The 25,100-nt window shown below is 62.5% G+C and carries 18 protein-coding genes and 1 pseudogene; 11 read left to right on the top strand and 8 right to left on the bottom strand.

Annotated elements, in window-relative coordinates; genetic code table 11:
* Nucleotides 1-2: 2 nt before the first annotated feature.
* Genes J0A91_RS16405 through J0A91_RS16385 form a run of 5 tightly spaced genes read left to right on the top strand, consistent with a single transcriptional unit; the run spans nt 3 to nt 8,360 of the window.
* Entirely contained in the window at nt 3-2,855 is a 2,853-nt protein-coding gene (locus J0A91_RS16405) for a TonB-dependent receptor (protein WP_069205799.1), read from the top strand.
* Nucleotides 2,856-2,871: 16 nt separating this feature from the next.
* The gene (locus J0A91_RS16400) at nt 2,872-4,980 is read left to right on the top strand and encodes a penicillin acylase family protein (RefSeq protein WP_069205798.1); all 2,109 of its coding nucleotides are present in this window, start codon (nt 2,872-2,874) and stop codon (nt 4,978-4,980) included.
* 23 nt (nt 4,981-5,003) lie between these two features.
* Nucleotides 5,004-5,474 (top strand): hypothetical protein, encoded by a 471-nt coding sequence (locus tag J0A91_RS16395; RefSeq protein ID WP_069205797.1) that lies wholly within the window; start codon nt 5,004-5,006, stop codon nt 5,472-5,474.
* The gene (locus tag J0A91_RS16390; protein WP_069205796.1) at nt 5,471-6,742 is read left to right on the top strand and encodes a dipeptidase; all 1,272 of its coding nucleotides are present in this window, start codon (nt 5,471-5,473) and stop codon (nt 6,740-6,742) included. Before J0A91_RS16395 ends, J0A91_RS16390 begins: the two co-directional genes overlap by 4 nt.
* Before the next feature lie 37 nt (nt 6,743-6,779).
* On the top strand, nt 6,780-8,360 hold the full coding sequence (locus tag J0A91_RS16385; protein ID WP_069205795.1) for a CRTAC1 family protein: 1,581 nt from the start codon (nt 6,780-6,782) through the stop codon (nt 8,358-8,360).
* 163 nt (nt 8,361-8,523) lie between these two features.
* Here the strand turns inward: J0A91_RS16385 and J0A91_RS16380 are convergent.
* A pseudogene (locus tag J0A91_RS16380) lies at nt 8,524-8,941 on the bottom strand (transposase); the annotation flags it as partial.
* A gap of 350 nt (nt 8,942-9,291) precedes the next feature.
* Nucleotides 9,292-11,244: a relaxase/mobilization nuclease RlxS gene (gene rlxS, locus J0A91_RS16375; protein WP_069205793.1), complete on the bottom strand. Its 1,953-nt coding sequence runs from the start codon at nt 11,242-11,244 to the stop codon at nt 9,292-9,294.
* Between the two features lie 281 nt (nt 11,245-11,525).
* On the opposite strand from rlxS, the gene J0A91_RS16370 reads away from it, so the two are divergent.
* A complete protein-coding gene (locus tag J0A91_RS16370; RefSeq protein ID WP_069205792.1) occupies nt 11,526-11,888 on the top strand; it encodes a hypothetical protein in 363 nt (120 codons plus the stop codon).
* Here J0A91_RS16370 and J0A91_RS16365 read toward each other — a convergent pair.
* The 3 genes from J0A91_RS16365 to J0A91_RS16355 all read right to left on the bottom strand — a co-directional run bounded on the left by J0A91_RS16365 (nt 11,885) and on the right by J0A91_RS16355 (nt 15,003).
* A complete protein-coding gene (locus J0A91_RS16365; RefSeq protein ID WP_069205791.1) occupies nt 11,885-12,796 on the bottom strand; it encodes a nucleotidyltransferase and HEPN domain-containing protein in 912 nt (303 codons plus the stop codon). The two genes, J0A91_RS16370 and J0A91_RS16365, sit on opposite strands and share 4 nt — an antisense overlap.
* Nucleotides 12,797-12,868: 72 nt before the next feature.
* Nucleotides 12,869-13,198 carry a sigma factor-like helix-turn-helix DNA-binding protein gene (locus J0A91_RS16360; RefSeq protein ID WP_083224728.1) on the bottom strand — a complete coding sequence of 110 codons (330 nt, stop codon included), beginning with the start codon at nt 13,196-13,198 and terminating at the stop codon, nt 12,869-12,871.
* A gap of 56 nt (nt 13,199-13,254) precedes the next feature.
* On the bottom strand, nt 13,255-15,003 hold the full coding sequence (locus J0A91_RS16355) for a ParB/RepB/Spo0J family partition protein (protein WP_069207414.1): 1,749 nt from the start codon (nt 15,001-15,003) through the stop codon (nt 13,255-13,257).
* Nucleotides 15,004-15,506: 503 nt separating this feature from the next.
* Between J0A91_RS16355 and J0A91_RS16350 the strand changes: the two genes are divergently transcribed.
* The 5 genes from J0A91_RS16350 to J0A91_RS16330 all read left to right on the top strand — a co-directional run bounded on the left by J0A91_RS16350 (nt 15,507) and on the right by J0A91_RS16330 (nt 21,409).
* Nucleotides 15,507-17,444 (top strand): hypothetical protein, encoded by a 1,938-nt coding sequence (locus J0A91_RS16350; protein WP_083224727.1) that lies wholly within the window; start codon nt 15,507-15,509, stop codon nt 17,442-17,444.
* A gap of 346 nt (nt 17,445-17,790) precedes the next feature.
* The gene (locus J0A91_RS16345; RefSeq protein ID WP_150126945.1) at nt 17,791-18,141 is read left to right on the top strand and encodes a hypothetical protein; all 351 of its coding nucleotides are present in this window, start codon (nt 17,791-17,793) and stop codon (nt 18,139-18,141) included.
* 89 nt (nt 18,142-18,230) lie between these two features.
* A complete protein-coding gene (locus tag J0A91_RS16340; RefSeq protein ID WP_150126944.1) occupies nt 18,231-18,983 on the top strand; it encodes a hypothetical protein in 753 nt (250 codons plus the stop codon).
* A gap of 450 nt (nt 18,984-19,433) precedes the next feature.
* Nucleotides 19,434-20,380 (top strand): IS630 family transposase gene (locus J0A91_RS16335; RefSeq protein WP_150126793.1). Its coding sequence is split into 2 segments (ribosomal slippage): nt 19,434-19,779 and nt 19,779-20,380, totalling 948 coding nucleotides; the frame shifts between segments, so codons are not numbered across the junction.
* Nucleotides 20,381-20,446: 66 nt separating this feature from the next.
* Nucleotides 20,447-21,409: an IS5 family transposase gene (locus J0A91_RS16330; RefSeq protein ID WP_206364916.1), complete on the top strand. Its 963-nt coding sequence runs from the start codon at nt 20,447-20,449 to the stop codon at nt 21,407-21,409.
* A 428-nt stretch (nt 21,410-21,837) separates the two neighbouring features.
* Here the strand turns inward: J0A91_RS16330 and J0A91_RS16325 are convergent, their stop codons facing one another.
* Genes J0A91_RS16325 through J0A91_RS16315 form a run of 3 tightly spaced genes read right to left on the bottom strand, consistent with a single transcriptional unit; the run spans nt 21,838 to nt 25,033 of the window.
* Nucleotides 21,838-23,097 carry an NAD(P)/FAD-dependent oxidoreductase gene (locus J0A91_RS16325; protein WP_069205790.1) on the bottom strand — a complete coding sequence of 420 codons (1,260 nt, stop codon included), beginning with the start codon at nt 23,095-23,097 and terminating at the stop codon, nt 21,838-21,840.
* Between the two features lie 8 nt (nt 23,098-23,105).
* On the bottom strand, nt 23,106-23,429 hold the full coding sequence (locus J0A91_RS16320; RefSeq protein ID WP_069205789.1) for an NIPSNAP family protein: 324 nt from the start codon (nt 23,427-23,429) through the stop codon (nt 23,106-23,108).
* Entirely contained in the window at nt 23,426-25,033 is a 1,608-nt protein-coding gene (locus J0A91_RS16315; RefSeq protein WP_069205788.1) for a spinster family MFS transporter, read from the bottom strand. Before J0A91_RS16315 ends, J0A91_RS16320 begins: the two co-directional genes overlap by 4 nt.
* Nucleotides 25,034-25,100 lie beyond the last annotated feature (67 nt).

Below are 25,100 nucleotides of genomic sequence, written 5' to 3'. Positions count from 1 at the left end.
TAATGAAGCGGCGCAATCGATCACTCATCATCGCGGCCATCCTGTCGTCGACCGCCATCGTGGCGGACCCGGTCGCGGCTCAGGCAACGACCAAGGTCAGCGCGCGCTCGTTCGACATCCCGGCGCAATCAGTCGCGAGCGCAATGAGCGTCTTCGCCAGGCAATCGGGCGTGCAGATCCTGTTTCCCTACGATCGGGTGCGCAATATGCGAACGCACACGATCAGCGGCATCATGACGCCTGAGGCCGCGCTCAGCCAGATGATCGAGGGGACCGGCCTCAAGGTCGCGCGCTCGGGCAACGGCGTCGTCGCGCTCGCCGCGACCGGCGATACCAACATGGCGACCGCGATCCGCAAGGCCAGCCTTGACGTAGAGGGTGGCCGTGCGGCGGCGCCGGCGCCCATCGCGGCGCAGGCGCCTGGTCAGCAGCCCGAGGCGGCCGACGCGACCATCGACGAGCCCGAAACCGTCATCGTCACCGGCAGCCGCGGCATCCAGCGCAGCGTCGCCAAGAGCCCGACGCCGATCGACGTGATCTCCGCGACCGAACTGGAGAAAACCGGCAAACCCGGCGTCCTCGCCGCGCTGAACTCGCTGGTGCCATCCTTCAACGTGCCGACCCGTGCGGGCGGCGGCACGTCGACGGTGATCTCCACCGGGGGCTTGCGCGGTCTCAACCCGGATCAGACGCTGATCCTCGTCAACGGCAAGCGCCGCCACAAGACGTCGCTCATCAACGCGGTGTCTTCGCTCTACAATGGCTCGGTCCCCGCCGATCTCGACATGATCCCGACCTCGGCGGTGGATCACATCGAAGTGCTGCGCGATGGTGCCGCCGCGCAATATGGCTCGGACGCGATCGCTGGCGTCATCAACATCATCCTCAAACACGGCACCAACGGCGGCTCGGCGAGCTTCACGGCGGGTCAAAACATGGATCGTTCAGATGGCGAAAATTACCTCGCGCAACTGAGCTATGGCATGAAGCTCGGCGATGCCGGCTTCGCCGATGTCTTTGTCAACCTCAAGAAGCAGCAGGCCTCGAACCGCGCTGTGCCGATCGCGGGCTGCACGACGCTGGCGGCATCGACCTGCCTCTATTACCGCGCCGGCGACACCGCGATCGACCCGCGCGAGGCGAGTGCGGATCGGCTCGTCACCAAGAATTACGGTGCGTTCCCGACCCGGCAGATGAACCTCGGCTACAACGCCGGTTACGACATCGGTGGCGTGCAGGTCTATTCGTTCGGCACCTACAGCCAGCGCAACTCGCAGCTCGACTTCACCTTCCGCTACCCGAACAACGCGGCCTCGCTGCCCAACGTCTATCCCGATGGTTTCCGGCCGCGACTCAACATCTCCGAGGAGGATTTCGAGTTCGCGTTGGGCGTGAAGGGCACGCTATCGGGCTGGAACTGGGATCTCAGCAGCACCTATGGCAGCAACCGCGCCGGCCAATATGGCAGCAATACGCTCAATCCGTCGCTCGGGCCGACCAGCCCGCACGACGTCTATGTCGGTACACTGAAATCGACCGAATGGGTCAATTCGCTCGATATCACCAGGGGCTACGCGCTTGGCGGCGGCAACCTTCAGGTGTCGGGCGGCTTGCAGCACCGGCTTGAAACCTATGCGGTGATGGCGGGGGAACTCGCCAGCTATCAGGCGGGCACCTACACCTATGTCGTCAACGGGCGCACGATCCGTCCGGCACCTGGCGCGCAGGCTGCGGCCGGGTTCACCCCCGCCGACGCCGGCAGCAAGAAGCGCAACAATATCGCCGCCTATGTTGATCTCGCCTACGATCCCACACCCAATACGACGATCGGCGTGGCAGGCCGGTTCGAGCATTACGATGATGCCTCGGGTGACACCGCGATCGGCAAGGCCAACATCCGGCAAGCGATCACCCCCTGGCTGGCGCTGCGTGGTGCGGTCAGCTCGGGCTTCCGTGCGCCGGCGCTCGCGCAGCAGATCTATGCGTCCACCACCGGTCAGTTCCGCAACTTGCCAGACGGAACGCTTAACCTGTTGCAGATCAAGACGCTGCCGGTCGGTTCACCTGCCGCGATCGCGCTCGGGGCGACACCCCTCAAGCCCGAGACCTCGACCAACTTCAGCGCCGGCTTCGTGCTGAACCCGATCCACAACCTCAACATCACGGTCGATGGCTATCAGGTTTCGGTGAAGGACCGCATCGCGATCACCAGCACGCTAACCGGCACGGCAGTATCGAACATCCTCGTCGCCAACGGGCTGTCGCCGGATATCAGCGCGCAATATTACACCAACGCGATCGATACCCGCACGCGCGGTATAGACGTGGTCGCGAGCTACCGCCACAAGATCGCCAATTTCGCGACGATGTCTTGGAACATCGGCTACAATTACAATCAGACCGACATCACCCATATCAAAGCCAACCCGTCGCAGCTCGCCGCGCTGGGTACGAACTTCGTATTGTTCGATCGCCTGTCGCAATCGAACCTGACCACCAATCTGCCGCGCACCAAGCTGTTCATCGGCAACCTCACCACCCTCGGCAAGTTCACGGTCAACACGCGTGTCGTGCGCTACGGCAAGTTCGACGGCATCGCCAATCTGGTGGCTGGCGCCAACCCGACCGCTAACGACCGACACTTCAGCGCCAAGTGGATCACCGATCTCGAAGTCGGTTATGATCTGACACCGAAGATCAATCTCGCGGTGGGCAGCAACAACCTGTTCAACGTCTATCCCGACTATACCACCGCCTCGTTCAATGCGACGCTCGGGTCCAGTCAATATCCCACTACCGGCGGCTACGGCTTCACCGGCGGCTATTATTACGGCCGGGTCACGGTCGGTTTCTAAGCGCGAGGACGAGACGATGCGAAAGATGCTATTGAGTCTGGCCCTGGCCGGGGTTGCAGTGGGAGCGGCGTCGGCGCCGCTCCAGTCGAAGACCGCGAGCACCGCTTGGGCTGGCGGCGAGATTCTGTGGGACAGCTTCGGCGTGCCCCATATCTACGCCAAGACCGAAGCCGGCACCTTCTACGGCTTCGGCTATGCGCAGGCGCAGAGCCACGGCGACCTGCTGCTCCACATGTACGGCGAATCGCGCGGCAAGGCGGCCGAATATTGGGGTGCGAGTTTCGAAAGCCAGGACAAGTGGATCGCCGCCAACGACGTGCCGAGCCGCTCGATCGCCTGGTACAAGGCGCAGAAGCCGCAGATGCGCGCCGATCTCGACGCGTTCGCGGCCGGCATCAACGCCTATGCCGCCGCGCATCCCGACAAGATCGACCCTGCGGTGAAGATCGTCCTGCCGATCACCGGGCTGGACGTCATCCAGCACGCGCACCGGCTGATGAACTATATGTACATCGCCTCGGATCGGCGCGTTCTGGTCAACCCGGCGACCAACGAGGCGGGCGGATCGAACGCGTGGGCGGTCGCGCCGGCGCGTTCGGCGAGCGGTCATACGATGCTGCTCGCCAATCCGCATCTGCCCTGGGCGCCGAGCTTGCTGACCTATTACGAGGCGCAGGTGACCGGCCCCGGCATCAGCCTGTACGGCGCGACTCAAGTCGGGCTGCCGGTGCTGCGCTTCGGCTTCAACAACGATCTCGGCTTCACCAACACCGTCAACACCATCTCGGGCTATACCAGCTACGTGCTGAAGCTCGCCGATGGCGGCTATATGTTCGATGGCAAGGTGCTCCCGTTCAAGACGGTCGATAAAAGCTACAAGGTCAAGCAGCCCGACGGCACGCTCAAGACCGTCACTTTTACCCAGCGCTACGCGGTGCAGGGGCCGGTGTTCGATCTGCCGGGCGGCACCACGACGATCGCGCTGAAGGTGGCCGGGCTCGACCGGCCCGGCGTGCTCCAGCAATATCTCGACATGGGTAAGGCGCGCAATTGGGCGCAGTTCGAGGCCGCGCTCAAGACGCTGCAAGTCCCGATGTTCAACATCGTCTATGGGGACCGCGCCGGCAACATCCTGTATCTCGACAACGGCATCCTGCCCAAGCATCCCGAGGGCGGCGATTTCGCTCACTGGAGCCGTCCGGTGCCCGGCGACACCTCGGCGACGCTGTGGAAGGATGTCCATCCTTATGAAGACATGCCGAAGGTGTTCAACCCGGCCGGCGGCTTCGTGCAGAACACCAATGATCCGCCCTGGGTCTCGACCTGGCCGCGCGTGCTCGATTCCAAGAAATACCCGGCCTATGTCGCCATCGTCGGGCCGATGAGCCAGCGCTCGCAGATGTCGAACCGCCTGCTCGCCGGCACGAACAAGATCAGCTTCGACGATTTCGTCGCCAAGAAGGTGACCACCACCGCGCTGATGGCCGACCGGATGCTGCCCGATTTGCTCAAGGCGGCATCGACCAGCGACGATCCCGACATCAAGCAGGCGGTGGCGGTGCTGTCGGCGTGGGATCACCGCGACGAGCCGGACGCGCGCGGCGCGTTGCTGTTCGAGACGTGGGCGCTGATCTTCGCCCCCAACAACTTCACCAGCCAGGCCAATTATGCCGAAAAGTGGACGCTCGACAATCCGCTCGAAACCCCGCGCGGCCTGAAAGATCCGGCGGCGGCGGTGGCGATGCTCAAGCAGGCGGTCGCCAAGACCAAACAACTCTACGGCGCAATCGATCGGCCATATGGCGACGTGTCGCGCTTCCACATCGGCGACGTCAACCTGCCGGCCAACGGCGGCATGGGCAACACCGGCATCTTCCGCACGATCACTTGGGGGCCGATGAAGAACGGCGAGCGCACACCCGTCGCTGGCGAGACCTGGGTCTCGATGGTCGAGTTCGGCACGCCGATGAAGGCGGTTGGCATGATGAGCTACGGCAACAGCAGCCAGCCCGGCTCGAAGCACGCCAACGACCAGTTGAAGTTCCTCGCCAGCAAGACGTTCCGCACGCTCTGGATTAGCCGCGCCGACGTCGAGAAGAACCTCGAAGAAACCGATAAATTCTAAGCCTTTCAGCACAGGATCACGCCATGAAGATGCTATTTGCGCCGCTGCTGCTCGCCACGGCTGTCGCCGCGCCGGCGTTCGCCGCCGATCACAGCGGCACCTATCATTCGGTCGAATCGAAGAGCTTCTGGAGCAACGGCGAATTCCCAAAGGGGTTCAGCCTGACGATCGACCTGAAGTTCAGCCCCAACAAGCTCGAATATCACGCCGTCAACGACACGATGAAGGGCAAGCCGCCGTACAAGAACGATTTCGTCGCGACGCTCGACGATCAGGTCGGCCCGCTAAACGACAATGCACGCTACAATCAGATCCGCATCAAGACGCTCGGGCCGAACACCTATCAGGTGCTCGAGCAGAAGGACGGCGACGTGATCGTCGGGCAATATTGGGAATTCTCGAAGGATGGCAAATCGCTGGTGCGCTGGGGCGTCGGCAAGGCGCCGGATGGCAAGTCCAAGGCGTTTCAGGAGTGGTTCGAGAAGGTGAAATGAGCCAGCGCTCCAGCCGCACGGCGGCCGCTCTGGCAGGCGCTGCGCTGATGTTGGGCGGGGTAGGCGTCGCGATCGCATCGGCGGGGAAGGCCGCTGCCGATCCGGCGCGGGCCGTTCATGAGAAACTGATCGTCCTCGATACGCATTTCGACACGCCTGCCAATCTCGGTCGTCCCGGCTGGAGTATCATGGACCACCACGTCGCCGTCACCGATGGCGATCAGGTCGACTATCCGCGCATGGTGGAGGGCGGCGTCGATGGTGGGTTCTTCGCGATCTACACGCCATCCGGCCCGCGCACGCCGGAGGGCGACCGTGCCGCGCGCGATTTCGGTATCCAGCGTGCGGCGCAGATCCGCGAGATGGTGGCCAAGCACAGCGACGTGTTCAGCCTCGCCCTGACCGCCGACGATGCCCAGAAGGCGGTCGCGGCGCACAAGCGCTTCGTGTTCCTGAGCATGGAAAACGGCTATCCGTTCGAGGGCGATCTGACGCTGATGCGCACATTCCGCGCGCTCGGCGTCACGATGATGAGTCCGGTCCACTTCAAGAACAACGATCTCGCCGACAGCGCCACCGACGCGCCCGAATGGCATGGCCTCTCGCCCAAGGGTAAGGAGTTCATCGCCGAGGCCAATCGGCTCGGCATCGTCATCGACGTGTCGCATGCCTCTGACGATGTGCTGCGGCAGGCGATCGAACTTTCGAAGGCGCCGATCATCCTCTCGCATTCGGGAATGCGTGCGATCCATGACCATCCGCGCAACGTGTCGGACGCGGATGCCACGCTCGTTGCCGCAAAAGGCGGGGTCATCCAGATCAACGCGTACAGCGCCTATATGGTCGCCGCGCCTGCGCCCGATCCGGCGCGTGATGCCGCGATGAAGGCGTTGATGGCGGGCTTCATGCGGATGGACAGCATGAGCGTCGCCGACAAGCGCGCGCTGATGGCGCAGCGCAAGGCGATCGAGGCGAAATATCCGGCACCGCGCGCGAACTTCGCGATGTTTATGGCGCACCTGCTCCACGCGATCCGGCTGGTCGGTATCGACCATGTCGGTATCAGCGGCGATTTCGACGGCGGCGGCGGCATCGACGGACTCAACGACATCACCGACTATCCCAAGGTCACTGCGGCGTTGCTCAAGGCCGGCTACACCCCGGCCGATATCGGCAAGGTTTGGGGCGGTAACGCCTTGCGCGTGCTGCGCGAAGCGCAGGCGCTCGCCGATCCGGCGGCGGTGCCGAAGGTTCTCGTTACCAATTGATTTCAGCATTTCGGCCAGCAGGCGAGGCGAGGACACGATGACCAAGACACGAACACTCGCCCGGCTCGGCAGCGCGGCAACGGTGATCGCGGCGGCCTTTGTCGGCGTGCATGCGATCGCGGCGGCGCCCGCAGGCGACCAGCCGCCGGCCTTCTCCGAGCGGCAGCCCGAGACGTTCCACGTGCCCGGGTCGCTCTCCAACGCATGGGCGGATTTAGACCGTGACGGCGATCTCGATCTCGCGGTCTCGCTCAAGAGCGGCGAGATCCGGCTGTACCGCAACGACGCGGGCGCGCTGGTCGATATTGGCGCGGCGGTCGGCCTGCCGCGCGCGGGGCCCAAGCAGGAAGCGCGTGGGCTGAGCTGGGGCGATTACGATGGCGACGGCTATCCCGATCTGCTGGTCGGTTCGTCGATGCCGACGGGCGTGAGCATGCTGTTCCACAATCTCGCCGGCAAGCGCTTCGTCGATGTCGCGCCCGAGGTGGGGCTGACGATGCCGGGTCGGTCGTCGCGCCAGAACAATTGGATCGACTACGATAACGACGGTGATCTTGACCTTTACGCGACCGACCGAATCGGCGCGAACCGGTTGTATCGCAACGACGGCGGCCGGTTCGTCGACGCCTTTCCCGGCGCCGGGCCGACTGATGCGCGCTCGACCGTCGGCGCCTGCTGGCTCGACTATAACAAGGACGGCTATCTCGATCTGTTCCTCGCCAACCAGTCGGGCAAGACCGACGCGCTATGGCGCAACGACGGCGGCAACGGCTTCACCGATGTCGCGCCCGCGCTCGGCATGGCGATGACCACGCGCACCAAGGACGAAGGCGGCGTCGGCTGCGCGATCGGCGATTACGACAATGACGGCAATCTCGATATCTTCGTGCCCAATTACGGGCGCAACGTGCTGTGGCACAACAATGGCGACGGCACCTTCACCAACGTCGCCGAGACGATGGGCGTCGGCGTTGAGAATCATGCGGTCGGCGCATCGTGGGGCGATTACGACAATGACGGGTACATCGACCTGATGGTGATGTCGTACCACGGCGAGGCCGGGCAGCAGCAGCCGGCCGATGCCCTGTTCCACAATCTGAAGGGCGGGGGCTTCGTCAACGTGCTCAAGCCCGGCGATTTGCTCAGCGCGGGCGATCACGGGGTCGAATGGGTCGATTACGACAGGGATGGCGCGCTCGATCTGTCGATCACGCGCGGTTATAGTCCGGTCGGCGGCCACTATCTGTTCCACAACGATCTTCCCAAGGCGATCGCCCAGCGGAGCCTCAACGTGCTCGTGCTGGGGGCGGACGGTCACTACAATCAACAGGGCGCCGAAGTGCGGCTCTACGACGCGGCGGGCAAGATTCTGGGTGCGGCGCAGGTCTCGACCGGCGGCGGCTACGGCGTACAGGACGAACAGCCGCTGCATTTCGGCCTGGCGAAACTCGCAACAGTCACCGTCGAAGTGACGTTCATGGGCACGAAAGGGCGGACCATGCAGCGGATCGTCAAGGTCGATCCTCGCAAATACTGGGGCGGCGCTTTTGTTATAAAGCGTCGAGCCGCCTTACGGCGTTCAGGTCTAGGAGCCGATCGCGCGAAACATAGAATTTGATCAATTCAAAGCCGAAATCGTTGATGAATAAGTGGAAGGTTTCGGGAAGTGGAAAAAAGGGAAAATGAATTGTAGAATGTGTGGAGGTTGTTGTACGAAATAGATTGATTGGTATTTATCATATAATTTAATATAAGTATAATTATAGGGTTATTAGTGAATATTATAAGATACGGAGCGTCATCCGCGTACCGATTTCCGAGAAGCGATTTAGTATTGCGGCGCGGATTTTGAGATCGGTAACCTGCCGTTCGAAGGTTCGCGCTGCGGCGCGCTGGCCGGGGAGCTTGAAGCAACGCATCTTGGTCTCGACGAGGCTGCGGCGATGATAGCCGCTCCATGTCTTCCAGATTGTTCGGCCGAGCCGTTTGATCGCGCGAAGGGTTCCGTTGAGAGCCTCGACGCCTGCACCATCCTCCTTCCATGGCCGACCATTGCTGCGTACCGGAATGACGGCGTCGGCATGGCCGCCCGGCGATGGCAGCGCGGCACGTTTTTGTATCATAGGCGCCGTCCCCACCGACGGTCGCGATCCGCTCATTCGTCGGGATCTGCCACGAGAGTTGGTGAAGCCGATTCGCAGCGTACAGGCGCTGGACCGAACTCAGGGACACGCCCATCGCCTTGGCCATCGCCCGTCCAGTCCAATGGTTGGCTTCGCTTGGCGGCTCGGCGCCAGAACCTTGGCTATGAGTAAGGTGGTGAGCGGTGCCTTCCAGGGCGGCCTCTCATGAGTTGGGGCCTTCGAAAAACTCGTCGCGGTGCAAACGCCAAGTGGGCTCGTTCGGATGGAGGATGCAGGAACTCCTTCGAATGTCTGCTTCTGCCATAAACTAACCGTCGCTATCGGACCCACGAACGACGGGTTCAGTGCCAAAGCCGGTCTTCCACGACACCGATCAAGAACGGCCGCAAGGTTCGATTCCCCGGCTCAAAACGTGGCGATGCTGGGGCCGCTCCTTTCCCGTCCGATCGTCCAGCTTATGCCGCCCTCGCGCATGACGCCGGAGACCGACTTGCCGGCGGCGCGTTCGAGTACCGGCCGCCAGGGCGCCAGCGTGAACTCGCGAGACTTCTCGAGCACCGCGAACTTGCTGTCGCCGACCATCACGCTGCAACGATAAATTCCGTCCACCGATTGCCCATTGCGCGCTTCGTTGAAGACCAGTCCAAGCTCATCGGAAAGCTGTCGCGCAACACGGGTCAGTTCGCGCTGCTGGAGTAGCGTCAGCATATTGGCGCGGAACCGGATGGTCTCGCCGTCCTGCTCGGCAAGTTGCTGGTCGATCAGCCATTGCTGGCGCAGCGCCATCGCCTCGCGCACATCAGCTCCGAACCCGCGGCCAAGCTCGACCGGCGTTTCGGCGAGCATTTCGCGGTCGAGCCAGGTCGCGCCGTTGTGGCTGGTCTGCCGCTCGATCGTTTGCGCGGCCAGCGTGGTGATGACCACCGGCGTCCGCGCGGCGCGCTCGCGCTCATAGGCTTCGACTCGTTCGAGATGGTCGGGCGGGATAATCCATGTCCCATCGGGCTCGCGCTCGACACTCCGGGACTGCCGGCGGATCGCTTCGAGCCGGCGAACATGGGTTTGCGCGAACGTCTCGGTGGCGCCGGGGTCGTGCCTGAGATGTAGATCGACGCTGTAGCGGCCGCGGTTGGCGGCTGCGACGGCTGCGATGGTGCGATCGACCTGCCGGCTCGTGATTGGCGTTGGACTCACTCGGACGATGCTGCCGGGCGTGGTTTCAGCGGCATCCACGCCGATATCGACATAATGGCTGATGCCGTTGGTGCCATCGACGATGAGATAGTGGCGGTCGGCATGTTCGTCGGACAGGCCGCGCGCGATCACCTTGCCGGTGAGCGGGGAGGGGGCTTTGTCGGGCGCATAGATGGCATGGTCACTGGCGACCCGCTCGGGCGCGTGTTCGCGCATCTGGCGCTGCATGGTGCGGATGATGTCGTTGCGCTCACCCATGTTGCGCAGCGTCGGTTCAAGATCGTCGGCAAGCTGCCAGACGCCGCGCGAACGCTCGGTCGCTAGACCCATGCGGCCGAGCGTCTGCAAGCGCCCGGCGCGGAGTGATTGTTCGATGCTGTCGGAATGGGCAGGGCGCACCATGCCATCGTCGCCGATCGCAGCGATCAGCCGGCGGTCGATGCCGGTAAACCGCTCCTGCTCGATTTCGCGGGCGGCGGCACGCAGCATTTCCTGTGGCGAGCGCGGCCCGAGATCGAGATCGACCAGCTCGGCGGCGCGGCCACGCAGCCCGTGGGTCATGTAGCTGCGGGCAATGATCAGGTCTTTGCCGCGATCGTCCTTGCCGCGCACGATGACATGGGTGTGGGGATGGCCGGTATTGAAGTGATCGACCGCCACCCAGTCGAGCTTCGTACCGAGATCCTGTTCGACCCGATCCATCCAGCGCCGGACCAGCGGTTTGAGATCTTCATATTCGGCGCCGTCCTCAGGCGCGACGATGAACCGGAACTGGTGGCGATCAGCACTGCCGCGTTCGAGAAGTGCCTTGCCGTCAGCGGGCTCGTCGCCACGATCGTAAAGCTGGCCGCGTTCACCGTCGCGGGTCGTGCCGTCACGCTGGAGATAGCGCAGGTGCGCGGTCGCCCCGGCCAGCCCCTTGCCGGCGAGCTTGACGATCCGCGCTTTGACGATGACGCGGCGGCCCGACGCGCCGCTGCGATAGCTGGGCGACGACAGCATCGCGCCGGCGCCGCTGCCGCGCCCGATACGCGCACCGGTGAAGCTGCTGCGCTCGCGGCCGTTCATGCCGCCAGCGCGATTGATCTCGGCGCGCATTCGGTGGAGCAGGGGGCGGTCTTGGCCGACGCGGTTAAGCCAGATGTCAAAATAGTCGTCGGGCACGGATCGTCTCCCAAACCGGTCGGAACCGCCCCGATGAGGGGAGCACGAGGCGCGCCTTCAAGGTGCTCCAGCAAGAAGCCCGGAATTCCGCCATTTCCAATATCGGTGGAGGCAAGCCCTCGGGGGTGCCTCCATGGAAAACGACGTGCAGGTGCGGGTTAGCGGGCCTCGTGGAGGCACAGCTTTCAATCTTGCCTTACCGCCCACACCCGCTAGCTTGCCATATGTTCCTAATATGTTCTATTTCGATGCCACACGGAGTCGCAGCAGGGAGCGTCCAAATGGCCATTCGGATCGAGAGTATCGAAGGCGCGAAACTGCGGCTGAGCGGTGACATTCATGCCGTACTCGACCTGCCGGTTCGAGCCGCGCGTGAAGGGTTCGGGCTGGCGTTTTCGGACGGAACCTTGGTGCGCGGCGACTATGATAAAGCCACCGATCGCTGCCGGTTTTCATGTGCCATCGAGGGCGCAGGATTGATCGCGATCGCGTGCAAGGATGACGGCGATGTGCTCGATATCGGCTGGCGGATCGAGTGGATCAGCCTCGCCTCGGGGAACACGACGCTGTGCCCCAGCGCCCTCGATGCCGCCGAGAACGACGCTCAATTGTCGCTGGAAATCGGGATGCGCGAAGCCGCCTAAGCGGCTTCGGCGAGGCCTGCGAGGCGCTGTTCACAGGCATCGCGGACGAGGCTTTGCAGCCGTTCGATGCCTTCGGCAATCCAGTCGAGTTGCTCGCGCGTGATGGTGTAATGTGGCGAATAGCGTGCGTTGACATAGGCTTGCCGCAGCAGTTCGAAACAGCGTTGCTCGGTCTTGGTCGCGCGCGGCCATGCCTCGATCAGCGCAGGCACAAGGTCTTCGGCTTGCCCACGCAGGAAGTTTAGTTTGTGCGATTTGGGGCTGTAGAGAGTGAGGACCAACAAGACGCAATGGTATAGCCGCTCGACCGTTTGATGCATGAGGAAGGCGGCGTCGTTATTGTCGCCCTCTGCAACGTAGAAGTTGGCGCCCTTCAGCGCTGTGAGCGATTTGGGGAACCACTGATCGAAGTTCGCCCGCGCCTCGATGAGCGCGGCTTCCGGCGTCAACGGCTTGGGTTTGGCGAACGGGTGACCCTCTGCTTCGTACAGCACGATGCCTTGTTCGACGACATCGATGAAGAACGACCGGCCCCGCTGGAGTTGGTCGTTCACATCCTCGAAGCCGTGGACGATGAAGTTCACCGGCGCGCTGATCGTCCTGGCGATCGTGACCTCGCGGGTGAGATGGTCGTCGGCCTTGGCCCAATAGTCGACCGTGTCGGTAAGGCGCTGATCGCTCACCACCACCAGCAGATCATAGTCGGAGAAATACCCGCCGACCGGGTCTTCGACCCAGTCGCCACGCGCGTAGGAGCCATAGAGGATGACCTTGAGGATGCGGCCCTGCTTCTTCCACTTCTGGGTAGTGAGCACGATGGCGTCCTCGAACTCGGCGAACAGTATCTGCACCGCGCGTTCCAGATCGCGGCGTTTGCGGTCGGGCAAATGGTCGAGTTCGGATGTCATCGCAGTGATCCTACCCCCAGCCGACGAAGCCGCCAACCTCGCCACGAAGGACGAGGTTGGCGGGCGGCATTTTCACAGGCGCAGCCAGCGCCGCCACCACGATTTGCGCGCCGGGCGATCCGACATCATGCACACGAGATGCCGCATCGCGCGGGCCATATGCCGCTCGACCTGTGCGACCGATAGCCCGGTCACCTCGGCGATCTGCGCATAGGTCAACGCATCGAGCCGTACCGCGAGGAAGATCTCGCGCCGCAATCTCGGCATCGATGCGACCGCCGCCTCAAGCTTGCGCAGCGTCTCGGGATCGGGGCGTTCGACAGACGCGGGTTCGACCGCGCCGATCGTGCGCTGATAGGCGTGTCGGGCACGGTCTTGCGGGGATTGAGGATCATTCGTCATGGGATATCTCCCGTTTCGAAAAGACCGGCGGCCCGAAGACCGCCGGCCGATGGGGATCACGCCGCTTCGGCAAGCGGAGCGGGAATGAAATCGCTGCCATCGGGAACAGCCATCGGAGCGATGGCCGCACTGGCGGATGCCGAGCGTATGACGCTGCCGATGCCACCGCGATCGGTGTAGCCCGAGGCCGGAAAGCGCAGCCAACGCGGCACCCAGCGTTCGACCTTGCGGCGACCGCCTTCCCCTTCGAGATGATCGCGGATGATCTGGCGTTTGACTGCGCCGGTCGCCTTGGCGTTGGCCTCGGCAACCATATTGCCCGCCACCTCGGCCAGCATCGCATCGAGCACAGCACGATCGCGAACGGTGTCTAGCAAGGCGGCATCGGCCTGCCAGACGTCAGCCATATCGATGCCGAGATGCGCCCCGAGCAGATCGACGATGTCGCTGCGGGCATCGAGCGTCTCGCCCATCACCACCGCCTGAATGTCGAGCACGGTGGCATCGTCGAGCGAAATCAGCCGGGACAGTAGCTGCGCCAATCCTTCATCACTGCCGCCCGCGATGGTCGGAGCCTCGGCATCGAACCCGAGTACCCCCAGCAAAGCGCGGCGCTTGGCGTCGAATAGCGCTTCGGACAGACTGCTCTCGACGCTCTCGGCGGTGGCATCGGCAGCACGCTGCGGCTCGACCTTGACGGTCCAGAGCGATGATCCCGCGATCATGTGCGCGACCGCGACCCGCAAGGCGATGCCGGGGTGCCCGAGCAACCGCTCGCGCACGGCGGCATGGCGGTGCAAGTCGATATAGTCCTGTTGGCTGCTGGTGACCTCGCCGCGTTTGGGCTGCTCGATTGCCTCGCCCTTCGCGAGCTTGCGCGCTTCCTTCGCGGTCACATAGCCTTCGTGCAATGCGACGTCACCGCGTGGACTGGTGGCGATATAGACCCGACCGCCTTTGCGCTTGGGGCAGCGCACATGTTCCCAGCTATGGAACGGCTCACCCTGTGGCAGCACGACGACATCCTGCCAGCCGGCTTCACGATAGGCTTCAACCCGCGCCTCGATCGCCGCCGTCTGCGCGGTCCAGAACGATGCGACATCCGCGAAATAGCGATCGTCGCCGAACAGGTCGGAGACGATGCCGCCGGTGTAGCTGTCGAGATCGAACAGCGCCGCCGTCACCGGGATCGACGCCCCGCCGAAGGCCCATGATTTGAGCTGGTGCCCGGTCGGGCAATAAGCTTCGGGATCGTCGAGCAGCGCCAGCCACGCTCGCTGCTGTGCTTTCGAAATGAGCGTCAGATGCCGAACCGTGGCGGCATCGATCTCGCCACGCCGGTACAAGCCCCGGATGCGGGGCAGCAGATTGCCGAGCGCGAGCGTGCGCTTCACCTGTAGCTCGGTAAGTCCGAAGGTGGCGGCGATCTGGTCGGGTTTGCGGCCCTCACGCACTAGCCGGGTGAAGCTTTCCCAGCGCGTCACTTCGTCGGGATCAAGCCGGGCGATGTTCTCGATCAGCGAGGCTTCGAGTGCCGCCGCATCGTCACCGGCCTCGATCACCGCACAGGGCAGCGGATCATGCTCGCCGATCTCTTCGGCTACGGCCAATGCTGCCTGATAGCGCCGCTTACCCGCTACGATCTCATAGCTGTCGAGTGTCCCATTCGCCCGCACGATCAGCGGCACGAGTACGCCGCGTGCTCGGATGGAGGGCAGGATGTTGGCGATGTCGGCTTTGCCCTTGCCGCGCATGTTGAGGCCCGAGACAGTGAGGTTGGCGATGTCGATATGCTTGAGGTCCATGATCTTCACTCCTTCTCAACCGCCGCAACCGGCGCCGGAATGGCGGGTGGGCGGCAGGAGCGAACCGGCAGGCCCGCCGGCTGAGCCGGGCTGCATCCGCAGGACCGCAATGCAATGGAGGACCGAGGCATAGCCTCGGTTGCGGCCCGGCGCGGCGGGCCTAAAGGGTAGCGACGCCCACCCGCCAGATCGACGCCGCCAGGCCAACGCCGCCGCGCGTTCGCGCGGCGACCGCAGCGGACGGCGCATCAGCGCCGGCCTCTCCCGCGTTACGGATCGTAACCCCTTGTGGGACGAGACGCGGCAAGCGGCTCGGTGGCGCGCACGCGCCATAGAGCCGGGTCGCGCCAAAGGCGCGAAACGCCCTGTGCATGCCCCGACGTCCGCTTTCAAAAGAAGCTGTGGATCATTCGTTGCATTAACGAAACGGAAATCAAAAATCCCTTTTACGCGCGGCCCGGCCGCCGTTTGGCGGTTTGTCACGTCAAAGGTCCGTTCAATCCATGCCAATCAAGAAGACCGTCGACAGCGCTTCGAGCCTTGGCGGAGCCATCCCCGCCAAGCGCGGTCCCAAGCCCAAGCCCGTCGTCGAATTTCCTACTCCTCTCACGCTGGACTGGGTCGATCCAGCCACTTTCGCCGCCGCGCTGGTTCTGCACGCCGTGCGACACGGAGACAGCTTCCATCACCTCCAGCGCGCGATCGTCCGGCAGGACGAACGTTTCGATCGCAAGACCTTACGAGATTGGGCGGCTGGCACGAAGATCCCAGGCACCGCGATCAGCTTCACGATGCTCGAGCGCATCGAACGTCGCTACCGTCTGCCGGCGGGGTACTTCCGTGCCAAACTGCCGGAGTCGGGGAGGGCGGTCACCAGCCGGGAACGCTCGAATATTCCGCAGTCAGAGCGTCGACGGCTCGCCTGGCACCTCCCGCACGATTTCGACCAGCGTCCAGCCAGGGAGCGTGATGAGATCCTCGATTGGGTGCGGATGGTCATCATATCTGGAAGCACCAACTATCGGCGCTTTCAGGCCGAGGCGATGAAGCTGCGATATGCGCTACGCTTTCCAGCCCTCGACGAGATGGCAGGCCTCGCGCCGAAGCTTGGCCGCAAGGTTGCCGTCACCGGCGCCGGCGCGCCAGCCGAATTGGTGGCCGAGGTCGCTGATCTCATCCGCTTCAAAACGAAGACGCTCACCGCGATCGGCGAACAGCGAAGTGGCGTGTGGGGTGATGAGACCGCGTCCCAGAAGCTCGAGCATCTCGCGCTCATGTTCGGTGCCTTGGCCGCCGCACCGCAAGGCGAAGTGGCCGGCCTGGGATTGCCTGTAGAGAATTTGTCGATGGCGATGCTCGTCTTGCCGGCGCTGTGGGACTGGTATCTGCAATGGCGAGAGGCCCGACGCGGCTTCTACACGGCTTGGGAAATCAATATGCTGGGTCTGATCCTGGCGCTCACCCGCCGCGAAACGGGTTGGCTGTGGCAGAACGAGCATCTTGCCGAGCGTCTTGTTGCAGTTCCGCCGCTTGCTGATGACGCCGAGGTGCAGTCCGCCCGCGCGGACTGGAGGGCGGCGTGTGAGAGAATGCATGTCCATGCGCTCGCCCGGACAAAGGAGGTGGCGCGTGTTGCCCGCGTGCATCGCGACCCCTTCGAACCGATCCTCGCCGTGCTTGAAAGCGATAGCCCGGTTGGAGAATATCGCCGCATCACGACCACGATTCTGGATCGTCTGCCGGACGCGGATCGCTATCCCAAGGCTGCCGCGGAAGCGGTTCGGGGGTTTCTGATGCTCCGACTGGGCCTGCATCTGGGCGTCAGGCAAAAGAACTTGCGGCAGTTGCTGATCTGTCCGCGCGGCGGCACGCCGCGATCGGAGCGGCAGCTCGAGATCCTGAAGCGGGGCGAAATGCGCTGGAGCGCGCGTGAGCAGGGCTGGGAGGTTCTGATCCCGTCCGCCGCTTTCAAGAACGCGAGCTCGTCATTTTTCGGCAAGAAGCCCTTCCGGCTGTTGCTTCCCGATTTCGAGCAATTGTACGAACAGATCGAAGCCTACCTATCGATGCATCGCGGTGTGCTGCTCGGTGCGGCGGTCGATTCGGGCACGTTTTTCGTGAAGACCGTCAAACTGTCCAGTTCCGATGCGGCCTACAACCAGGCGACCTTTTACGAGGCATGGCGGCTGACGATCCAGCGCTACGGCATCTACAATCCCTATACAGGCAAAGGGGCGATCAAGGGCTTGCTGCCGCATGGGCCACACAATGTTCGCGACATCCTCGCGACGCATATCCTCAAGCAAACTGGCTCGTATGAGCAGGCGAGCTATGCCATCCAGGATACGCCCGAGATGGTTGCAGAGCATTACGGCCGGTTCCTGCCCCAGGATAAATCCGCTCTCGCCGCCAAAATCCTGAACCAGGTTTGGGCGGCTTGAAACACGTGGAATTGCTCGCAGCGTCGGCTGCCGAGTGTTTCTATGACCGATAGCATGAATTCGATTTGAAGAGCAGCGCTTGGGACAATCCTGCCGTTCCAGAGCGACAGGCCGAACAGCAGATCTCGTTAGAACCCGACATTCAGCAGCTGCCTTGGGGCTATGTCGCCACGCCATCCTATGCCGCGAGGCTCGTTTGGGCTAGCTAACGTGCAGCGATCTGTGTCCATCGATGCAAATGGTCGAGGGTTATCGAGGTACTCTGATGGTGGCGCGACGGTGGAAGCAAAATCGAGACCCCCTCTATCGAGGGGATCATTCCGTGTCAGTCTGCGCACCAACGTCCTTGGCCGATGAATCCATTGTTCGCCATATCTTGTATTTAGAAGGGCCGGGTCGTGAAACACCCTACCTTTCGACGACTGAGCATCGCGAGGTAGCCAGTAGATTTGCCCAGCCTAATGGCGTTTGGGAGACAACCGTTCCCATCGCAGCCAGTGTCGGCGTTCGCCACATTAGCAATGTCGAACTTCTCGGACTGATGAAAGGGAATGGCCAAGGCTTGGCGAAATGGCCGAGCGCATCTGAGGTTTCAACCGCTCGCCGCTATGCCGAAGAGAGGGGAGAGCATTTACTCGACTTTCGAACGGTTAATGACCCTTCGACTTCTACAAAAGAAATATTTAAAAAGTCATGATGCTGCAATCTTGCCAGAATTGTTGGTTCAATGGCCTTCAATATGGGTCGGTAGGGCTCTCATACGGGTATTGTGCGCGCCACAAAGTAGTGCTCAATAACGCTGATGAGACGACTTGTGGTCAGCATATTAGAAAGGACTTAGGATTTGAAAGAGCGCAAGAAGTATCGAGGGTTCACTCAAAGCATTTCGATAATAGAATAATTGTTCGTGTTCTCGGTGGAGAGCACCTAGCTAGAGACTTTTCGTCCTCCTTGCAGGATGAGGAGCGGCTCAGACGTGACGAAGTAGCGGATGCAGTAATAGACTTCGGTGTTCTAGACACAACGATATCGTCACTTGCTCAGCTTAAGCCAATGCATACAGCACGCTCTGTTATTGCAATGACGAGTCTTGGGCGAGCATATGTTAGGAACTGCAGGATTAGAGGAGGCTCTTGGACGAGCGGTATAAACCTTTATTGGTGGAATAAAAACCGCTTGGATCAAATTCCAGAATTATTAGTCGATGACATAAGATACACGGGAGCGACCAGTTTGAAGCGTCAAGCGGATCTGGCGATCTGGTCTGTGATGATGCTACGTTTGTGCTTCATAGACGATATAGTTGAAGCCGCATTCGTCGAGAATGATGAAATAGGCCTTGAGAGAGGAATTACTGACCGAGCTGCAACCGCAGTTCAAGACTTTGATCTGAGAAAGTTAGGAGTGTGGATTCGTAGAGAACTTCTTCCCTCCCTTGCCGCGAGGCTTAACAACGATCGGTATCGCAGCATAGTTGGTGAGTTGAAGCGCAAATCCGAGGACGGATTTATATTGCCCGGGGAAGAGATTAATAAATAAAGACGTGTTGCGATCGAAAAGAGCGCTTATCGTATTACATAAAGTTCACCTTTGTACCAACACAGCGCGTTCGTCTTCCCAATTGTCGGCAACCGTAGATCGTCACTTAGCCGGCGGTTTTGGGCAATAGCAGTCGTTCAGCCACAGGTTTCGGAACGGCTGGAGGTGGTCGGCCGCAGAAGGGCCTCGCAGCGCAGGCGGGCGGAATGACTACCAGGCGCCCGAAGCTGAGGCCAATCCAAGCCTACAGCAGGCGCTCAGAATCTTCACCCAGAAGTAGCAACCCGATCGCTCGCACCGCCGTTTATAGGCGCTGTGAAGCATGCCTCCGGCCCCGCCTGTTAATTTTAGTGGGGTATTAGAGCATAAATCGACCTGATTGAATCGCGGGCGATTCCCAAAGCCGTTGCGATCTGATTCAGTGCGACCTCCGATCAAGGAGGTTGATACATGCCCAGGGCGTTGTCGGTTGATCTACGCAAGCGGGTAATCGCGGCGATCGAGGCTGGCGCGTCGTGCCGGCAGGCTGCGAAGCGGTTCGGCATCAGCGCGTCGAGCGCCATCCGGTGGCATGCGCTTTCGAAGGCCAGAGATGACGTCGCCCCGCAGCGACAAGGGGGCGACCGCCGATCGAAGCGGATCGAGGGCCATGCCGATACGATCCTGGGAGAACTGGCCAGAACACCGGACATCACACTTGTGGATCTGCGGAACTCGCTTGCCGGGCAAGGGATAGCGGTGAGCGTGGCAGGCCTGTGGCGCTTTTTCGAGCGGCGGCAGATCACGCTTAAAAAAAGTCCGGGCATGCGACCGAGCAGGATCGCCCCGACGTCTTGATACGGCGCGAGGCCTGGTTCGAGGGTCAGCCCGATCTCGATCCGCACACGCTGGTGTTCATCGACGAAACCTCGGCCAATACGAAGATGGCCCGTCTGCATGGACGTGCGCCGCGAGGCGAACGCCTACGTGCCTCCATCCCCCACGGCCATTGGAAGACCACCACATTCGTCGGCGCCCTAACGACTTTGGGGATGACCGCGCCGATGGTGCTTGACGGACCGATGACCGGCGAATGGTTTCTCGCCTATACCCAGCAGGTGCTTGTGCCCACGCTCCACCGTGGCGACGTCGTCATTCTCGACAATCTGCCCGCTCACAAGGGCGATGAGGTGCGTAAGGCCGTCGAGGCCGCCGGCGCCACGCTCTTGTTTCTTCCGCCGTATTCGCCCGATTTCAATCCGATCGAGAACGCCTTCTCGAAACTCAAGACCTTGCTACGCAAAGCCGCCGCCAGAACGGTTGATGAACTCTGGCGCATTATCGGTCAATCTATCGACGAATTCACCCCGGCAGAGTGCAAAAATTACTTCGCTCACTGCGGATATGATGCTTTTTGATCGAAAAATGCTCTAAAGAGACCTGTGCGCGGGTGGGCGTAGACGGCGGTCGCAAGTCGTGATTCTATGGTGCCTCTGGTGGCGGAGGCGGGTGTGGCGCATCGGGCGATTGGGCAGCAGGGTTTCGGGTTTTCGCAGCGGGAGCGGCCGCGATCGACGCTGGACGAGATCGCCGCGCTGATCGAGTGGGAGCCGATTGCGACGTTGCTGGGGCGGCTGTATCCGGCGACGAAGGGAGAGCCGGCTTGGCCGCCGCTGGCGATGTTCAGGGGGATGCTGCTGGCGGTCTGGTACGACCTGTCGGATGTGAAGCTCGCCGATGCGCTTGACGATCGCGCTTCGTTCCGCCGCTTCTGCGGTTTCTCCGGCACCGAGGCGACGCCCGAGCGCACGGCGTTTGTCCGCTTCCGCCGGCTGCTGGTCGCCCATGACCTCGACCGCGCGCTGTTCGATGCGGTTACAAGCCAGCTCACCGCCAAGGCGATCACGGTGAAGGCCGGCACCATTGTCGATGCAACGATCATCGCATCTGCGAGCGAGAACGACGGCGATGGCCGGTGGGTGAAGCACCGCGGCAAGCGCGCGACGCACGGCTTCAAAGCGCATGTGGCTTGCGATGCGGACACCGCCCTGGTCGAGCGGATCGCGGTCACGCCGGCCAACGTCAACGATGGCCGTGCCGGCCCGGACGCGCTGCCCGACTGTCCCGGCGAGGTCTTCGCCGACAGCGCCTATCGCGGATCGCACTTCGGGGGCGCCGTCCGCGCCAAGGGCGGCACGCCGCGTGTCGTGCTCAACGCCATGTGGGGCCGCGACGAGGAAGAGACGCTCGGCCGACTGCGGGATTGGAACCAGCCGATCCATCGCGTCCGGGGCCGGATCGAGAAAGTCTTCGGCACCTGGAAACGCTCGTACGGACTGCGACGGATGCGATGGCGAGGCCTAGCCAAAGCCGCCGCCCAGATCCACCTCACCGCCATCGCCTACAACCTCAAGCGAACCTTCAATCTCCTCGCCGCGACCGCCTGAAAAGCGGAGAGGACCGATCGCGTCGATCGAGACGCCGGCCAACGAGCGATCCGACAAAAACACGCTAGCACAATGCCCTACGCCCACCCGCGCACAGGTCTCCTAAATATCTGTTAAAGCCAATAAAGGTGGCGTTAGAGGGGGTCCCAATCGGCGCCGATCGGGACCCTTTGAAAAATCATATTCCTCCGCGCTTTCAAATGGTTGCGCTGAGAAGGAACGGGGTCCCGCTTCGATGCTTATCTGCACCCGTGTCGCGGCCGGGAAAGCGTAGCCAGAAAGGCGAGGTGGCCATTGGGCAAATCGAACCTGATCCGGTCGGCGAAGGTCTCTCCCAGACGTTCAGCGAAGCCGAGTCGCCGCTCGGCATAGATCTGGCGCACCTTACGCGCGTGCACTCACGTCTTTCTCCTCCATCAGCTTTCAGGTCAGGCGCCCGCGATCTCGGTGAGCAGCACCTCCCTCAGCGATATGTGCAAACGGGCGAGCATCGCCCGGTCGGGACGAGTTCCTCGCGCGACGAGTGTGCGTCCCTGGACGTAGTCCTTCGAGGAGTTGACGCAATCCAGAGCGACCACTCGTCCCTGCTTGAGATAGACGACGCTGAAGCTGCGTGCCGCTGGGTCGCCCCGCAATACGACGTCGTCATGCCCCGCCGAGAGTCCCACGCTCTGCAGTTTGAGGTCGTACTGATCAGACCAAAACCATGGAGGCGTCTCGTAGGAGGCGCCCTGGCCAATGATCGTCTTCGCCGCGACCACGGCTTGGTCGGTGGCGTTCTGGACGGATTCGACGCGCACCTCGGCGCCATCGGCATAGCGGTTCGCATGGACCGCACAGTCGCCAACGGCGAACACGCCGAATAAGCTGGTTCGGCACTGCGCGTCCACCACGATGCCGCGCTCCCCCCCGACCGCACCAGCTCCGAGCAGCGGAGCCACCGCGGGAACGATGCCGATGCCGACGATCACGAGGTCGCACTCGATTAGCGTGCCGTCCGTCAACCGAACGCCGCATATTTTGCCATCCCGGCCCCGGAGGCTGTCCACTGCGGTCTCGAGCCTGATATCAACGCCGCGGGCCCGGTGCTCGGCTTCGTAGAAGCGCGAGATTCGCTCGCCGGCCACGCGCGCCAAGACCCTGTCGAGCGCTTCGACGAGCACGACATCCTTGCCGAGTTCCCGCAGGACTGCTGCGGCCTCCAATCCGATATACCCGCCTCCGATCACAACCGCTCGGCGGATGACAGGTAGCTCGTCCCTGAGGTTGCGGACGTTGGCATGCGAACGAATGGTGTGGACGCCTTTTAGGTCGGCCCCTTCGCATTTGAGCCGGCGAGCCGTGCCACCGGCGGCCCACACCAGTTGATGATAGGCTATCGGCGGTCCGCCCTCCAACGTGACGAGACGCGCAATGTGGTCAACCGCGATTACCCGTTGTCCCAGCAGCATTGTTATGCCCTGCGCACTCCAGAAGCCCGGCGGCCGAATAAGGATTTGATCGAAGGTTGCCTTGCCCGAAAGATATTCCTTCGATAGCGGCGGTCGCTCATAAGGAAGATCCGGCTCTCCGCCCATGATCGCGACGGTTCCCTTGAACCCGCCGTTCCGCAGTGCGATCGCGGTCTCAGCGCCGCCGTGGCCGGAGCCGACGATCAGCACGTCGTAGCCGGTCGCCGGATGTTCCATTGGAGACATCATTCATGGGCCTCGGGCGATGTGAGAGGTGCGTCGATCATGAGCCGGCTTTCCTGCGCCATGATGATCGGTGAGATCGCCTCCGCGAACGCGAGCCACCCGGCGTCTTGCCAGAGGGCAGAGCGTCGCGCTGCACGGTCCGCAAACGAGGCGTAGCGCCATAGGTGGACGATCTGATTAAGGTCGCCGACCTCGGTCGCATAATATCCGAGTGGCGACCCCAAGGTGCGCCACTGGATCGCCTGGCCGAGGTTGCGGTAGAGTTCAAAGTAGCGGACCATCGATCCGAAGGAGAGGGTGTAGATGCGCATCTCGACGATCATCGATTGCGCTCCGCGCGAGGCATGGTGAGCGGAATGGCGACACCGGCGCGTGCCTCTCTCGTACTCTCGAGTGCGACCAATTGTCGCGACGCGTACCAGAGAGCCGCGAGGATCAACGGCGCGGCTGCATAGAGCGAAAAGATGCCGATGCGCAGGCTGCCGGCCGCCATGCCGATCTTCCCCGCGACATATGGGCCTAGTGCAAGCCCTACGAGGCTCATTCCGAGCAGGAAGGTCGCGCCCGCGGTTGCGCGCATTCGGGGCAGGACAAGATCGTTGATCGTCGCGATGGCGGCGCCGGACCACGCCGAGCTCACGAAAGTCGTGGCGGGCACCAGGATGAAGTAAAGCAGCGGATCACTGGTCGCGAACATCGCGACGGTCAGCGGCACCGACAGGATGAGTGACGCCGCTACCGTGAAGAGGCGACCTCGAGGGTCGCCTCGTCGCCAGCGATCGGCGATCAGCCCACCACAGATCACGCCAAGCGCAGAGCCCAGCGCCGACCCCCAGCCGACCAGCATCGAGACCTCCTGCAGAGAGGTGATCTGCGACAGGAAGAGAGCGGGCGCGTCAGGGCCGTCATAGAAGGTGCGCAGCGCGTAGGGCGAAGCCCAGAAGCCGGTCGAGTAGGTTATGAATGCGATCGCGCCGAAGGCCACCACGAGCACCACCACGACGGGCGTTCCCCATATCAGGCGAAAGGTCGCTACGTCTCGATGGCGCAGCGTCTGCACCCACGACGCGACCGCATACACACCGGTCCCGTAGATAACCCACTGTGCGACGTCGCCGCTGACGGCGGCGACTGCCGCCGCCGCCACGCCGATGGCCGCGAGCATCGCGAGGTTGACCCCGAGCTCGCCGGGCCGCCGTGCTGCCGTGATCATGGTCAGAGGGGGAACGATGGTGGCCAGCTCTTCGCCCAGTCGGCGCCATGGGGAGACACCGCGTATCCTTCGCTCACGCCAGTCGGGATCGCGGATGCCGAGGACGAGCGCCGCCATCAACAATCCGGGGAAACCGAGCATCACGAACGTCGCTTGCCATGGGGCGAGACCGAGAGGGGCAGTGCCGGGATCTGGGAAACGGGTCCGCCACCAGGACATTAGCAGGCCGCCGGCGGGCAGGCTGAGACCCAGGCCAATGTAGAGGCCGCTCGTGTAGATCGACAGTGCTGTCGCCCGGCGCTTTTCTGGAAAGAGGTCGGTGATCAGCGAATATGCGGCGGGTGACGTGCTTGCTTCGCCGATGCCGACACCCACGCGGGCCAGCGCCAGCATCGCAAAGGTAGCCGCAAATCCCGAAAGGGTTGTCATGAGCGACCAGCCGATCAGGCCCGCGGCCACCATCCAGACGCGGTTCCAGCTGTCGGCGAGACGTCCCAGCGGAATGCCGAAGAGCGCGTAGAAGATGGCGAACGCTGTGCCGTATAGGAAACCGAGCTGGGCATCATTCAATTTGAGGTCGAGCTTAATGCCCTCGGCAAGGATGGATAGGATCTGCCGGTCGATGAAGCTGATGATGTAGACCAAGGTAAGCACGGCGAGGATGAACCACGCTCGTGCCCCACCGACCGCGTCGGACTTCGCGCCAGGCGACATTCTTCTCTCCCGTCTGGCGTCATACGTTCACTTCGCCGCCGGAGGTGCATAGGAGTTGAAGGAGATA

The sequence above is a fragment of the Sphingomonas panacis genome (assembly GCF_001717955.1).
GTDB lineage: Bacteria > Pseudomonadota > Alphaproteobacteria > Sphingomonadales > Sphingomonadaceae > Sphingomonas > Sphingomonas panacis.
Note: the sequence above shows the minus strand (reverse complement) of the source record. Positions and strands in the feature narration are given on the sequence as shown.